Origin of the sequence: Rhizobium sp. MHM7A, assembly GCF_005862215.1 — a bacterium.
GTDB lineage: Bacteria > Pseudomonadota > Alphaproteobacteria > Rhizobiales > Rhizobiaceae > Rhizobium > Rhizobium bangladeshense.
In genome coordinates this window covers 1-14,158 of the sequence record NZ_VCHT01000032.1, presented here as the reverse complement: position 1 = coordinate 14,158, position 14,158 = coordinate 1, and the positions used below count along the sequence as shown (strand labels likewise).

Sequence of the window (14,158 nt, the reverse complement as noted above, 5' to 3'; positions counted from 1 at the left end):
ATCGGCATCGTCAGTTCGCCAACCCGCCCGAAAGATTGTTCTGAAAAAGATCGTTGAGCTTGAACACGACTTCCGTCCTGTTCGTCGCTTTGACCTTTTTCATAATATTGCGAACGTGCACTTTCACAGTGCTTTCTCTAAGATTGAGCTCATAAGCGATAATCTTGTTCGCCTTTCCGCGTCGGAGCGCCTCCACCACTTCTGCCTGACGGTCCGTGAATATACCGGCGAGCGGGCGAGCGGTCGCGTTGCTCGAATCCAGCAAGTGACGCATGGCGAATAGGGCGCTTGCAGGCACAAAAATTCCTCCTGCCACTGACAGCGCGATCAGCTCCATGCAGACGCTGACGCTGACTGAGGCGGGTATGAACCCCTTGGCTCCGTACTCGAGGGCCCTAACGATTTGGCCGAAATCGTCGCTATCAGCCAATACAATGAGGGGGGTGGACGCGAATTCCGAGGAAAGCTTCCGGATTTGCTCCGAAACGGCCGGTTCATCGACCTTTTTTCCGCCGACGTTCAAGAGAATTGCCGAAAGCGGAGCGTATTCGTCGCGCTTCTGCTTCCACTCCTCAATTGATCCGAATGCCAGAATCTGCAAATCCGCCTTTTGGGCAGCCATGCATTGCGCCAGGCATTGCCGATCGAGCTCACGATTATCGAGAATGACAAGCGAATGCGTTTGCCTTACCGACATCGCAAGTGTGTGCGCGGCGCCATTTTCTATCTTAAGGGGAACAGCTACGTTTTCCTGCCTGAGATCCAAATTCGGTATAAGCGCTGAATTCACAGCTTCACCCTCCCTCTACACGTTACGCCTCCGAGTACCGACCCCTCTCAATACGGGGGTTTAGGAAACTCTAAAGTAGGAATCGAATACCACAATTCGCGGAACGTTACAGTAGCTAATATAGGTTAAGTACTAACAGAGTTCCGTAACTGGCGTGCAGATGTGAATATAAACCTGGGTAGGACTTAGGTCTTACTATATGGATTGTCGGATATTCTCAGTTGTTACGCAGCCGTTTTGCGATGATCCACTAAATGCAAGGAAACGATCACTGTCTCCGGCGTAGGTCCCGGCCACTGGTGCGGGGGGTGATCGCGCCATCAAATTGGGCCGAATGCATGAACCCGGGTGTAAGTCGTCATAAGTAGATACGTCTTTAGGTGAATAAACTTAAACGTTTTGTTTCTTTACTCAGATGAAGAAAACGATTCTCTTTGGAATGGAGAGAAATATTTGTCCAGGATGGTGAGAAACCTTGGACGCAATCGCCAGATTGTTTGTTTCGACTGAAAACTGGGCCTGTTAGGAGTAGGGGTTTGCAGGATGATTGCATCAAACGTCAAGCTGGGTGACGGCACCGTCATCCACCATCGAGATCTCGTGAATCTGTATGGCTGCACGATCGGCGCAAGAACGCGTATCGGCACCTTTGTCGAAATTCAAAAGAACGTCGTGGTCGGGAAAGACTGCAAGATCTCCAGCCATTCCTTCCTTTGTGAGGGCGTGACGCTGGAAGACGGCGTGTTCATCGGCCACGGGGTAATGTTTACGAATGACACCTACCCGCGCGCCATTAATCCGGATGGAAGCCTCCAGACGGAGGAGGACTGGATCCTCATCCCCACACTTGTCAAGCGCCACGCGTCGATCGGCAGCAACGCCACCATTTTGCCTGGCGTGACGATAGGAGAGGCTGCTCAGGTCGGCGCCGGAGCGGTTGTGACAAAGGACGTGCCGGATGGCGCCATCGTCGCGGGCGTTCCGGCCAGGGTGATTGGCCGCGTCAATGACGGGCCGGTCGATATGTTTGCGTTGGGAGAAATGGAATGATCGGTATCGCTGTCGTCGGATATGGTTATTGGGGTCCGAATCTGGTTCGCAACATCTCGGAGGCGGCCGGCGCGCACCTCGTTTCAGTTTGTGATCTCAATGTCGAGCGGTTGGCAGCTGTTAAGAGCCGGTATCCCGCAATAACGATCACCGATAAATTCGAGGAAGTTCTGGCCGATCCGAGAGTGGATGCGATCGCTATCGCAACGCCGGTTTCGACCCACTTCAAGCTCGCAATGCAGGCCATGATGGCTGGAAAGCATGTCTTCGTCGAAAAGCCGATGGCATCGACGACGGACGAAGCCGCACGGATGGTCGAGGAAGCCACGCGCCGCCGCCTCGTGCTGGCCGTGGATCATACCTTCGTCCACACCGGCGCCGTCCGCAAGATGCGAGAACTGGTCGAGGGCGGCTTGGGCGATATGTATTACTATGACTCTGTTCGGGTCAACCTGGGGCTCTTCCAGCATGATGTCAGCGTCATCTGGGACCTAGCGGTGCATGATCTCTCCATCCTGGACCATGTCGTGCAGGAAAGGCCGGTGGCTGTTTCGGCCACGGGCATGAGCCATGTGCTCGGCGAGCCGGAGAACATCGCCTATCTGACGCTCTTCTTCGATAGCAAGCTTATCGCCCACGTTCACGTCAATTGGCTGGCCCCGGTCAAGGTCCGCCGCACGCTCATCGGCTGCAGCAACAAGATGATCGTCTATGACGATCTGGAGCCCAGCGAAAAAATCAAGGTCTATGACAAGGGCATCACCATGTGCCCCAATTCTGATGCGTATGGCGAGAAAGTGCATCAGATGATGGTCGGCTACCGCAGCGGCGACATGTGGGCGCCCAAGCTCGATATGACCGAGGCATTGAAACGCGAACTGGATCAGTTCGTCGAATGCGTCGAGCAGAATTCGCGCCCCATTGCAGACGGCCAGGCCGGGCTGCGCGTCGTTCGCATCCTTGAAGCAGCCAGCCGATCGCTCGCCCAGCGCGGTCGGATCATCGAGCTCGAAGAGGCGAGGCGCATCGCATGATCCCCTTTCTGGACCTCAGAGCACAATATCAATCGATCAAGAGCGAAATCGACGCCGCCGTGCTCGGCGTCTTGGCCTCGGGGCAATATATACTCGGGGAGGAAGTCCTCCGTCTCGAGCAGGAATTCGCGGATTATTGCAACGTCAAGCATGCGATCGCCGTCAATACCGGAACGAGCGCCCTGCATCTCTCCCTGCTTGCTGCGGGCGTCGGCCCCGGCGATGAAGTCATCACCGTGCCATTCACATTCGTCGCTACGGTTTCGGCGATCTGCTACACGGGCGCAACACCCGTATTCGTCGACGTGGAGCCTGTGACGCTCACAATGGATCCGGCTCAGCTCGAGGCGAAGATTACCTCCCGGACCAAGGCGATCATTCCCGTCCATCTCTACGGCCAGATGGCCGATATGGATGGGATCATGGCAGTCGCTGATCACCACGGGATCCCGGTGATCGAGGACGCCTGCCAGGCACATGGCGCGCGGTATAAAGGCGCGAGCGCCGGCAGCATTGGCGCATCCGGCTGCTTCAGCTTCTATCCGGGCAAGAATCTCGGCGCCTGCGGCGAGGGCGGTATCGCCGTCACGAACAGCGACGAGCAGGCCAAGACCATGCGCATGCTGCGCGACTGGGGTCAGGAACAGCGCTATCACCATCTGCTGAAGGGCTTCAACTACCGCATGGACGCCATTCAGGGAGCCATACTGCGCGTCAAGCTCCGGCATCTCGAAACCTGGACCGAAGCCCGTCGTTCGCATGGTCGCCGCTACTCCTCTCTGCTTGCGGGAGCGTCGCATTTGCGGACGCCTGCCGAAGCGGCCGAGCGGCGGCATGTCTACCATGTCTATGCCATCAGAAGTCACGATCGCGACGGCCTGCAGCGTGTGCTCGCAGCAGAGGGCATTCCGTCCGGTTTGCACTATCCGATCCCTGTTCATTTGCAGAAGGCCCACGCCGACCTCGGCTACCAGGTCGGCGAATTCCCGGTCTCGGAAGCCGCCGCGCGCGAGGTTCTCTCGCTGCCGATCTATCCTGAAATGCCCGTCCAGCACGTCGATCAGGTCGCTGCTGCGCTGGAGTATGCCTATGTCAGCTAATCCAGGCGAGGCTCGCGTCGTGCGGGCCGTTCACGGCCGCAGCGAGAAACCGGCAGATCCTGCCTACCAGGCGGGGCTCGCCGAAGAGCTCAGGCAGTCATACGGGCGCGCTGGCCTCATCGAACTCTACGGTCGCTTCTCTACAGGGGATGGCGTCGTTGACACGATGATGCGGAAAGCCATCTGGCAAGCGATTACCCGGCGTTGTGGCGCGGGGCTGCAGGTCGCAGGCGGTGCCGGTTTCAAACACCCGGAAACTTTCGAAATCGGCGATGGCGTGTTCATCGGCGCTCAGGCCTATATTCAGGGGCGCTATGACGGCACCTGCGTGATCGGCGACAATGTCTGGATCGGCCCGATGGCCTATTTCGACGCTCGCCACCTGGTGATCGAGGATTCTGTCGGGTGGGGGCCCGGCGCCAAGGTGCTTGGCTCTACCCACACGGCACTGCCGATAGATGTTCCGATCATTCGTACGGATCTTGAAATCAAACCGGTGCGCATCTGTGCAGAGGCCGATATCGGAACGAATGCGACCATTCTTCCCGGCGTGACCATCGGGAAGGGGGCCATCGTCGGAGCGGGGGCAGTCGTCATTTCCGACGTCGAGCCGTTCTCGGTTGCCGCGGGTGTACCGGCGAAATTCATACGTTGGCGTTCGGAGAATGATCCGATGACGAACATGTCGCGTGAGGGAAGATCATGAGAAACAAACGAGTGCTCATTACCGGCGGTGCCGGTCTGATCGGTTCGCATATTGCCGATCTTGTCGCATTGGAAAAACCTCGCGAAATCATCATTCTCGACAATTTCGTGCGTGGGCGCCGGGACAACCTCAGCACGGCAATATCAAGCGGGTCCGTTAACATCATCGAGGGCGATATCCGCGACAGAGCGCTTCTGGCGAAAACCTTCGAAGGCGTCGACATCGTCTTCCACCAGGCGGCGATCCGCATCACGCAATGCGCGGAAGACCCGCGGCTCGCCTTTGATGTGCTGGCCGAGGGCACGTTCAACGTCCTCGAAGCTGCCGTGCGGGCAGGCGTGGCGAAGGTCGTGGCTGCTTCCTCGGCATCAGTGCTAGGCCTCGCCGAAAGCTTCCCGACCACGGAAGCGCATCATCCCTACAATAACCGGACGATCTATGGTGCGGCCAAGACCTTCAACGAAGGACTGCTGCGCAGCTTCGCTGAAATGTATGGCCTGCACTATGTGGCGCTGCGCTATTTCAACGTCTACGGACCGCGAATGGACGTTTACGGTGCCTATACCGAAGTGCTGATCCGCTGGATGGAGCGCCTTGCGGCTGGAATGCCGCCGCTCGTCTACGGAGACGGCAGCCAGACGATGGACTTCGTGGATGCACGCGATATCGCGCGGGCCAACATCCTGGCCGCGAAGAGCGACGTTACGGACGAAGTCTTCAATGTCGCGAGCGGCCAGGAAATAAGCCTCTTGGAACTCGCGCAGTTGCTAAGCAGCATCATGGGCGTTTCACTCGAGCCGCAGCACAAAGAGGCCCGGACAGTCAACGGAGTAACTCGTCGTCTGGCCGACACCAGCAAGGCCGAACGGCTCCTCGGATTCAAGGCGGAGATCTCCATGGAGCAGGGGCTTCGTGATCTCGTTGCCTGGTGGCAGCAGCAGACCGCTGCGGGGGGAGCTGCAGCATGAGCTCCCCTCAATCTTCAATTCCGGTCGCCAAGCCCGTTCTCGGGGAGGAAGAGGCCGAGGCTGTGCGCCGCGTTATTCTGTCGGGATGGGTGACGCAGGGGCCCGAAGTCGCGGCCTTCGAGAGCGAATTTGCAGCCTTTGTCGGCGCCCCGCACGCCTGTGCCATTTCCAACTGCACGACCGCGCTTCATCTGGCCTTGAAGGCGGTCGGCGTCGGCGCCGGGGATGAAGTCATCACGGTCAGCCATTCGTTCATCGCGACGGCGAACGCTATTCGATATTGCGATGCAGTGCCGGTCTTTGTCGATATCGAAGCAGGCGGGTACAACATCGACCCAAGCCTGATCGAAACGGCAATCACCCCCCGCACCAAGGCAATCCTGTGCGTGCACCAGCTCGGCATGCCTTGCGATCTCCGTTCGATTGTGGAGATCGCCAAACGCCACTCGATCCCGGTTGTCGAGGATGCAGCCTGTGCGACTGGAAGCGAAATTCTGTGGGACGGGCGGTGGGAAAAAATCGGCAAGCCGCATGGCGACATTGCCTGTTTCTCCTTCCACCCCCGCAAGGTCGTCACCACGGGTGATGGCGGCATGCTGACCACGGCGGATCCCGAATATGACCGAAAGTTCCGGCTGTGGCGTCAACATGGCATGAGCGTCACCGACGCAGTCCGCCACGGCTCGAAGCAGGTGATCTTCGAGGACTATGACGAATTGGGCTACAACTACCGCATGACCGACCTCCAGGCCGCGGTCGGACGGGTGCAGCTGCGGCGGCTGCCGGAGCTGATCGCGCAGCGAAGGCGGCTCGCCGATCAATATTGCGAGCGCCTCTCCACGGTCCCCGGGCTTGCGCCGCCGATCGAGCCCGGTTGGGCTCGCAGTAACTGGCAGAGTTTCTGCGTGGGATTACCTGATGCCGTCGACCAGCGGGCAGTAATGCAAGCACTGCTCGATAACGGCGTCTCGACCAGGCGCGGCGTGATGAACATTCATCTGGAGGGAGCCTATTCCGGCCAGAGCTTCCATCGCGCCGCCACTAATCTCGCGCGAAGCGTGTCAGCGCAGCAGCAAACGATAATCCTGCCGCTCTTTGCTCAGATGATGGACCTCGACATCGCCAGGGTTGTCGAGGCGCTTCGTGGATCGATGGCCGAAGCCGCCATTCCACACGCAAACTTGCGGCGCGATCGAGATATCGTTCCTGCGTGATGCAGGATCAGCATGCGATCGGGTCACCCCGATCGCATCGCCTCTCACGCCGGCTTCGCGATCCATTTCTTAATGATTGCGGGCATTGACTCAGGCGGCAGCAGCTTGACCAACATGCGCAACGAGTAGAGCCCGCTCACAACCACCGCGACAGAGCCGATCGTCATCGCCGGCCATATTGGCAAGGCCAGAAAGGCCGTGAATACCAATCCCGATGCGGGCAGGAAAAGCAGGGTGTGCCTGAGGTTGGCAGGCGACCACCGGAATCCGGTGAGCCGCCGCGCGACCAGGTAAATCAGGATGCTATGCCAGACATAGAGGCCAAAAAACGCCATGCCGGCCCCTGGTGCACCGAGCTTCGCGACGAAGAGCCAGGCTAGCCCGACATGCACCAGCGTCGCAGCGACCTCAGTCCAGAAGAAGATAGTTTGCGCACCCTTCGCCAGGACGATGAAACCCATAGGCCAAGCGACGATCCGGAGCATCATGCCAAGACAGATCCAACGCAGAAGATCGACAGCCCCGTGAAACTCAGCGGAATAGAACAAGCTCATCACGAGCGGCGCCAGGGTCAAGGTGGCGATCAGACCGGGGCCGGCCAAAAGCATGCTGATTTCTGCCTGCTCGTTAACGAGCCGGTTGCACTCGGCATTGTCGGCCGCAATTGCGGTCAAGCGCGGATAGAAGTCGGTCCCCATCGCCTGCAGAATGAAACCGGCGTAAAGGCCGCCAAGCGCCCAGGCTGCCTGGTACAATCCCGCCGCCACGACGCCCCCTTCGTTCAGTACGATAATGCGGATTGCGTAGGCTGCGCCGAAGGTCAGAAGTCCGCTTGCCATGAAGGCCACACCGAGCCTCAGCAGAGCTGTCGCCTCCCGGCCAAACTGGGGCGGCGACGTTGGCGTTGGGTGCCTGCATATCTTTCTGCTGTACCACCAGGTGGGCAGGATCGAGACGGCCGCAATCGCCACGAGAGATGGTGCGATCGCCGGCGCGCCGAACAGGTAGATCAGCGGGATGCTGACCATCGTCCCGAAGAGCCCTGTAAGCACGTTGATGCGGGCGAGATTTGCAATGCCCCGCAAGCCCTGGATCAACGCGGTCTGGCCGCCGGACACCAGCCGAAAGAATACGGCCAGCGACAGCAGCGCAATGGCGCCGGCATGCTGGTAGCCGCCGAAGGTGAAGTTCGAGACCGGAAGCGCCAGCGCTGCGAGCAACAGCGCGCCAAGCACTCCCAGCACCAGCGAGATGCGTCTGAGCGCTATCGCCGACCGCGCGATCCTCTCTGTGTCGCCGGTGCCTGCGGCCTCGGCGACCCGGCGCACCCCGCTGCTGCTCACGCCGAGACCAGCTATCGCTTGCGCGATATCGACGATCGACCCGTAGAGGCCGATAAGCCCCACGCCTTCCGGTCCGAGCAGAACGGCGAAAGCCTTGTTGCGAATGATGCTGAGGCCGACGTTCACCAGCGAGGACCCGCCCATCAGCATCGTCGACTTCAGGATTTGGGTATAAGACTGACCGCTGGGTGGGATCATGCGCAAAGTCATCAAAGGTCCCTAGCCGTTTATCCCAAGACACAGGATCTCCGGCGCGTTATGCCGGAGATGTTCCTCAACGCAGCTTCGGAGATACGCGACCGCCTGTATCGGTTTACCCGTGACCACTTCCACCATTGCAACGCAGGCTTGTCGCAGGTCACTGGCTTGTCCGATCTGCGAGCGTCTCGGTCTCTGCAGATGGGTCGGAGGCAGACTCCGACGGCTCGTCCGGAATGCGGGGGCGAACGACCCTCACTACGTCACCCGGCGCCAGTGTCGTTGTTTCTGAGGCTTGGAACTGATCGATTCGTCCTTCATTCCGCCGACTCACCGTAAAAGTGATGGGGAGTTCCTCGCTGCGGTCTTTCAAGCCATTGTCGGCCGCGAGTTCATCGAGGAGCAGCTTCTGCGTCATCTCGCGCTTCATTTTGAGCTGATCGAGCTTTGCCCGTTCCGACTGCGCTTCGACAGCGACTTCGCTCCGGCGCGTGTCGGACAGCCCCTCGAGATTCCGCGTTGTCTCGCTGATTGCCTGGCGGCCTCGCATGATGGCGGTGACCAGGTCGAGCTTGTCGGAGCGGTAGGTCGTCAGCAACCGTTCCAGGTCCAACTGCCTCGACGAGATCGTGAGGCCTTTCTGCACCAGAGACTTAACGCTGGTCAGCTGGTCCTCTACCGATTTGATATTATCGTCTGCGCCCACCAGTTTCTCTTCCAACGTCGAAATTTCGGTGGTCAAAAGTTCGCGCAATTCCGTGAGCGCCTTTGACTGTCTCTCCAGCGCACTTGCACGAGCTTGAAAAATAACCCTCTCCTCACTGTATATCCCGGCGGAAAATTGCTGATCGGCGCCGCTCGTCTGACTGAAGGTAATTTCCTTCGCACCGGCCATCTCGGCCTGGAGCCGCGACAGTTTCGCGGTGCTACGCAGGATCGAGTGATCGATTTCCCGCAATTCGCCGGCGAGCTTGATCGACTGCGTTTGCAGTAGATTTTTTGCGCGAAGCGGACCGCCGCTCATTGCCAGGGATTGCAGGACGGTAAGGCCGGGGCGGAATTTATACTCTCCGGGCGTGGTTACGTCTCCCACAACATAGATTGGCGGATATTCGAGAATTTCGATCGTAACCGCGGGGGGCTGAACCAAGCCGATTTTTTCCTGCAGACGTTTGGCAATCTCGTTTGTGAGATCGGCGTTTCCGCGATTGCCGACCGAAAGGGATCCAAGAAAGGGCAGGAAGACTGTGCCCTCATCCGAGACCCTGTATTCGCCGCCAAGAGCGTCCCATCGTTCATATTGGCCTTTTGACTGCATCCATTGGACGATCGTCAGACGGATTTTCGTCTGCGGAGCCAAGGGCGCACTATCGGCGAGAGCCGGCGACACGGCTCCGGCAAGAAAGGCAAGTGCACCGATGACAAATACCGTGCGAAAGAACAGGTGGGGGGTGCGGTGCGATGAAATCATATACATATCTCGCCTGCAAACATCCTTAAACGGATGCCGGTCCAATGCCTTGACGCTGTTCGACCGCCGGACGAAAGGTCCGAAGCCGCATGGCTAGTGTGCAGTCTGGCGAAGCCTTGAGGAAGGTGAAGGTCGTTCGTTTTACCTCATCAATATTGATGAGGCGGGGGTGGGTGTTTCAGCCCAATTCAAGCGGGAGCTCATATCTCACGGGGGTATCGCCCCAAGAAATCAGGAGATCATGCCCAAGGGAATAGGCGCGCCAGCCGCGAAGGGCAGTGATCGCGTGCTCGTGCCAGATCTAAGGTGCTGCGATCCCGACAGCCTTTGCCCATTGCTCGAACGATCGAGTGGATGGCTTCCTGCTCGGGCGTTGGCGCCGCGACATCACAGGTTCACGGGACATGGCCGTTTGCCCAAAGGATACCGCCTGTAGAGCGAAAGGTGTAGGATATACTCGCTTATTTTTCGGCTATACTTCAGAACTCGTGTGAGGCGATCCTTATACATTTGATCCCGATAAATTTTGCGAGAGGTGCCTGCAATGTATCGCAACGCTCGCCGGTGGACCTCGCGCTCACTCCTGCTGGATTCGTTGGTGCCACGGTGGTTGAGCGTCGGCGGAACGGGAAAACCGCGCAAACCTGCAGAAAGGCGCAAGGATAGCGCGGAAGCAAGCAAGCACGGTACCCTCGTCGGCAACCCCGATCATGATGCGGCGCTCGGCGAGCATTCTGGACAGAGAGCGGGGGTGATCGGCGTCGCGGACGCCCCGGCCGATATCAACCGCGCAACATCGTCCTTGCCGGACGTTTCCAAGGCGATCGGCGAAATCGGAGGTCGAGGCGGTGATGTCGCCGCGTCTGTGCCATCCGCTCATATGCCGGCTTTTGCGAGCTTCCAGGGGCATGCGGATGGAGTTTCTTTCGGGGCTGCATCGTCCCTTCAGCGCACCTACGCTGGAATGAGCTCCATCGGCGATGATCCTCTGGCTCCCTATCTCTCGCAAAGCCCTGTATCGACAGCTTCTGCGCAAGGTTCTGCTGGTGCGGCGGCGGGCGAGCGTGCGCACTCGGGCAAGGTCGTCATTCTCGAGTCGGCCCCATCGGCGCAGTCAACTGTGCACGATGCCGGCGCCAATTCGCTGGCGTTCGGCATGCCCTTTGGCGTGTGCGGGTGCGGCTATTTTACCTCGCCCGTGCGGATGCTTGATTGGGCTCACGGCGGCGCCATGCTTCAGCCGGACGGTCAGTTGCCGGGAACCAGGCTGACCGAAGGGCCGGACTATGTGTCGATTATCAAGCGTGCCATCGGCGCCTCGATCAGCGACCCCCTTCTCGATCGTGATTTATCCCCTCTCTCGGGCTGGCGCGGAACCGCAAGCTGGCGGGAATCAACGGTCCTCACCGGATCGTTGCCAGGCGGCGGAGAGACCGGAACGGGCTCCGCCAAATCGAAGGGCATCGGCATCCTTTCCGGCTCAGTGACGATGCCGCCTTCCCCACAGCAGCGGTCGCTGACAACGCAAAATCTGGCGGCCGCGGCGGCGGCCAACAACATAATCGTGCTGGAAAACCAGAAGCAGGGCAACCCGGAGAGCGAGTGGGGCATCGACGGTGCCGGCAGCTCCAACATCGAGGGTTTTGCGACCGACATCAGCGTCGACAACGGCAAGACGATCAGCTTCAAGATCAATACGAATTCCACCAATTATCGGATCGATATCTATAGGCTCGGCTATTACGGCGGCATGGGCGCCCGCAAGGTCCACACCATTCAGCACACCGGATTGCAGACGCAGCCGAATCCGCTGCGCAACGCCTCGACCGGCACGGTGGATGCCGGCAATTGGGCAGTCTCGGCGTCGTGGACTGTACCAGAGGACGCGGTCTCAGGCGTCTATATCGCCAAGCTGGTGCGTCAGGATGGCACCTCCGGCCAAAATCATATCCCGTTCATCGTGCGTGACGACGACAGCCGCAGCGACATCGTCTTCCAGACCGCAGATCAGACCTGGCAAGCTTATAACGGCTGGGGTGGCGCAAACTTCTATGGCGGCAACGGACCGGCGACGGGGCAGGGAGCTGGCCGTGCCTATGCAGTCAGCTACAACAGACCGATCGCGACCCGCGGTGGCGTGGGAACCGTTGCTGGCCCGCAGGACTATCTCTTCGGCGCCGAATACGCAGGCATCTATTGGCTGGAGCAGAACGGCTACGATGTCTCGTATCTATCGGGTGTGGACGTCGACCGCTACGGCAGCCTGTTGCTCAATCACAAAGCCTATATCGATGCCGGGCATGACGAATACTGGTCGGGCCAGCAACGCGCCAATGTCGAAGCCGCCCGTGACGCGGGGGTTAACCTGCAGTTCTGGAGCGGCAACGAGGTCTATTGGCGCACCCGCTGGGGCAATGCCTATAGCGCCGATGCCACGCCTTACCGCACGCTGATCTCCTATAAGGAGACCTGGTCGCCGAGCGCCAGCATCGACCCTTCCAACGAATGGACAGGTACTTTCCGTGATCCGCGCCTCAGCCCACCCGCTGTCGGCGGCGGTAATCCGGAAAACTCACTGACTGGGCAGCTGTTCCAGGTCGACGACGTCGGCAGCAATCTCCAGGCGATCACTATTCCCTATGACGATGCCAATTTGCGTTTCTGGCGCAATACGAGCGTCGCCAATCTTCAGCCCGGCCAGACGGCGACGCTCACCAAGAACTATCTTGGTTACGAGTGGGACGAAGCCCCCGACAACGGCTTCGATCCGGCCGGCCTAGTCAAGCTGTCTTCGACGACGGTTCCTGTAAGCACCTACCTGCTCGACTATGGCAACACGACCGGCAATGGCGTCTCGACCCATAATTTGACGCTCTATCGCGCTCCGAGCGGAGCGCTGGTGTTCGGTGCCGGTACCGTCTACTGGACATGGGGCCTGAGCGACAATCACGACCTCACGGCGACGCCGACGGACCCGCGCGTGCAGCAGGCAATGGTCAACTTGCTTGCCGATATGGGCATTCAGCCGGGGACGCTGCAATCCGGGCTGGTCGCCGCGACGGCTTCGTCGGACCAGGTTGCGCCGACCTCCGTCATAACGGTGCCAGCAACGGCGACCGTCGGATCCACCGTTACGATTACAGGCACCGCTGCCGACACGGGCGGCGGAGTGGTCGCCGGCGTCGAGGTTTCCACCGACAATGGCGCAAGCTGGCATCCAGCGACAGGCGATGAGAACTGGACCTATCGCTGGTCGCCGCAGGCCGTCGGTAGCTATACGATCCTGTCCCGTGCCGTAGACGACAGCATCAATCTCGAAGCACCCTCGGCTGGTCGCACGGTTACCGTCAGTGGGCCAAGCTACACGTCTCTCTTCGGCGCGGCGACTCCGGCCGTCGTCAATACAAACGATACGTCAGCCGTCGAACTCGGGGTCCGCTTCCAAACCTCTGTGGCTGGGACTGTCAGCGGCATTCGCTTTTACAAGGGAAGTCAGGACACCGGCACGCATACAGGTTCACTCTGGTCTAGCACCGGCACGCGGATCGCGACTCTCACCTTTGCCAACGAGACCGCCAGCGGCTGGCAGACCGCGTATTTTTCCAGTCCTGTGGCGTTGACGCCCGGACAGACCTACACGGCGTCGTACCACACGAATGTCGGTCGTTACTCGACAACCACCAACTATTTCGTCTCGAACGTAACGAGTGGGCCGCTGACGGCACCGGCGAGCGGTAATGGCGTATATAGATACGGTAACAACAGCCTGTATCCTACTGCCAGCTTCAGCGCGACGAATTACTGGGTCGACGTGATGTTCAATCCCTCGTCCTCGAACACGACGCCGACGGCGGTTGCCGATGCCGGGGATGCGACGGAGAAGGGCGGCGTTGCCAACGGCTCGGGCGGCGTGGTGGCCAGCGGCAACGTCTTGACCAACGACACCGATCCGGATGCCGGCGATACCAAGACGGTGACGGCGGTCCGCTTCGGCACGACATCGGGCACGCTCGGCGCAGCGCTCAGCGGCGCCTATGGCAGTCTCGTGCTCAATTCATCCGGCGCCTATAGTTATGCCGTCAACGAGGCCAATGCCGCCGTGCAGGCGCTGCGCCAGTCGACCAACACGCTGAGCGATGTCTTCAGCTACACGATGCGCGACACTTCAGGCGCTACCGCCACGGCAAACCTCACCATCACCATCCATGGCGCCAACGACGCGCCGGTGCTCGCCGTCCAGACGGCTGGCCAGAACGCCACCGTCGGCTCCGCCTTCTCCTTCAC

Annotated in this window: 10 protein-coding genes; 7 read left to right on the top strand and 3 right to left on the bottom strand. The window is 59.6% G+C overall.

The window, feature by feature from the left end:
• Positions 1 to 10: 10 nt before the first annotated feature.
• Positions 11 to 790: a response regulator transcription factor gene (locus tag FFR93_RS39175; protein WP_138397083.1), complete on the bottom strand. Its 780-nt coding sequence runs from the start codon at positions 788 to 790 to the stop codon at positions 11 to 13.
• A 543-nt stretch (positions 791 to 1,333) separates the two neighbouring features.
• Here FFR93_RS39175 and FFR93_RS39170 point away from each other — a divergent pair.
• Genes FFR93_RS39170 through FFR93_RS39145 form a run of 6 tightly spaced genes read left to right on the top strand, consistent with a single transcriptional unit; the run spans position 1,334 to position 6,862 of the window.
• Complete coding sequence (locus FFR93_RS39170; protein ID WP_064711123.1) at positions 1,334 to 1,840, top strand: acyltransferase; 507 nt, start codon at positions 1,334 to 1,336, stop codon at positions 1,838 to 1,840.
• Positions 1,837 to 2,874 (top strand): Gfo/Idh/MocA family oxidoreductase, encoded by a 1,038-nt coding sequence (locus tag FFR93_RS39165; protein WP_138397082.1) that lies wholly within the window; start codon positions 1,837 to 1,839, stop codon positions 2,872 to 2,874. The genes FFR93_RS39170 and FFR93_RS39165 overlap by 4 nt, the downstream gene beginning before the upstream one ends.
• Positions 2,871 to 3,974, top strand: a complete 1,104-nt coding sequence (locus tag FFR93_RS39160; protein ID WP_138397081.1) for a DegT/DnrJ/EryC1/StrS family aminotransferase — start codon at positions 2,871 to 2,873, stop codon at positions 3,972 to 3,974. Before FFR93_RS39165 ends, FFR93_RS39160 begins: the two co-directional genes overlap by 4 nt.
• Positions 3,964 to 4,680 carry an acyltransferase gene (locus FFR93_RS39155; RefSeq protein ID WP_138397080.1) on the top strand — a complete coding sequence of 239 codons (717 nt, stop codon included), beginning with the start codon at positions 3,964 to 3,966 and terminating at the stop codon, positions 4,678 to 4,680. Before FFR93_RS39160 ends, FFR93_RS39155 begins: the two co-directional genes overlap by 11 nt.
• Positions 4,677 to 5,648 carry an NAD-dependent epimerase/dehydratase family protein gene (locus tag FFR93_RS39150; protein ID WP_064706740.1) on the top strand — a complete coding sequence of 324 codons (972 nt, stop codon included), beginning with the start codon at positions 4,677 to 4,679 and terminating at the stop codon, positions 5,646 to 5,648. Before FFR93_RS39155 ends, FFR93_RS39150 begins: the two co-directional genes overlap by 4 nt.
• The gene (locus FFR93_RS39145; RefSeq protein ID WP_138397079.1) at positions 5,645 to 6,862 is read left to right on the top strand and encodes a DegT/DnrJ/EryC1/StrS family aminotransferase; all 1,218 of its coding nucleotides are present in this window, start codon (positions 5,645 to 5,647) and stop codon (positions 6,860 to 6,862) included. The genes FFR93_RS39150 and FFR93_RS39145 overlap by 4 nt, the downstream gene beginning before the upstream one ends.
• A gap of 44 nt (positions 6,863 to 6,906) precedes the next feature.
• Here the strand turns inward: FFR93_RS39145 and FFR93_RS39140 are convergent, their stop codons facing one another.
• Positions 6,907 to 8,415 carry an O-antigen translocase gene (locus tag FFR93_RS39140; RefSeq protein ID WP_138397078.1) on the bottom strand — a complete coding sequence of 503 codons (1,509 nt, stop codon included), beginning with the start codon at positions 8,413 to 8,415 and terminating at the stop codon, positions 6,907 to 6,909.
• A 148-nt stretch (positions 8,416 to 8,563) separates the two neighbouring features.
• Entirely contained in the window at positions 8,564 to 9,874 is a 1,311-nt protein-coding gene (locus FFR93_RS39135) for a polysaccharide biosynthesis/export family protein (protein WP_171049345.1), read from the bottom strand.
• A 544-nt stretch (positions 9,875 to 10,418) separates the two neighbouring features.
• Here FFR93_RS39135 and FFR93_RS39130 point away from each other — a divergent pair.
• On the top strand, positions 10,419 to 14,158 hold a 3,740-nt coding region (locus FFR93_RS39130), incomplete at its 3' end, for a N,N-dimethylformamidase beta subunit family domain-containing protein (protein WP_138397076.1).

Bases quoted from the DNA above. Each gene is read 5' to 3' on its own strand.
- FFR93_RS39170 (WP_064711123.1), top strand. From the start codon at position 1,334: ATGATTGCATCAAACGTCAAGCTGGGTGACGGCACCGTCATCCACCAT.
- FFR93_RS39165 (WP_138397082.1), top strand. From the start codon at position 1,837: ATGATCGGTATCGCTGTCGTCGGATATGGTTATTGGGGTCCGAATCTG.
- FFR93_RS39160 (WP_138397081.1), top strand. From the start codon at position 2,871: ATGATCCCCTTTCTGGACCTCAGAGCACAATATCAATCGATCAAGAGC.
- FFR93_RS39155 (WP_138397080.1), top strand. From the start codon at position 3,964: ATGTCAGCTAATCCAGGCGAGGCTCGCGTCGTGCGGGCCGTTCACGGC.
- FFR93_RS39150 (WP_064706740.1), top strand. From the start codon at position 4,677: ATGAGAAACAAACGAGTGCTCATTACCGGCGGTGCCGGTCTGATCGGT.
- FFR93_RS39145 (WP_138397079.1), top strand. From the start codon at position 5,645: ATGAGCTCCCCTCAATCTTCAATTCCGGTCGCCAAGCCCGTTCTCGGG.
- FFR93_RS39140 (WP_138397078.1), bottom strand. From the start codon at position 8,415: ATGACTTTGCGCATGATCCCACCCAGCGGTCAGTCTTATACCCAAATC.
- FFR93_RS39135 (WP_171049345.1), bottom strand. From the start codon at position 9,874: ATGATTTCATCGCACCGCACCCCCCACCTGTTCTTTCGCACGGTATTT.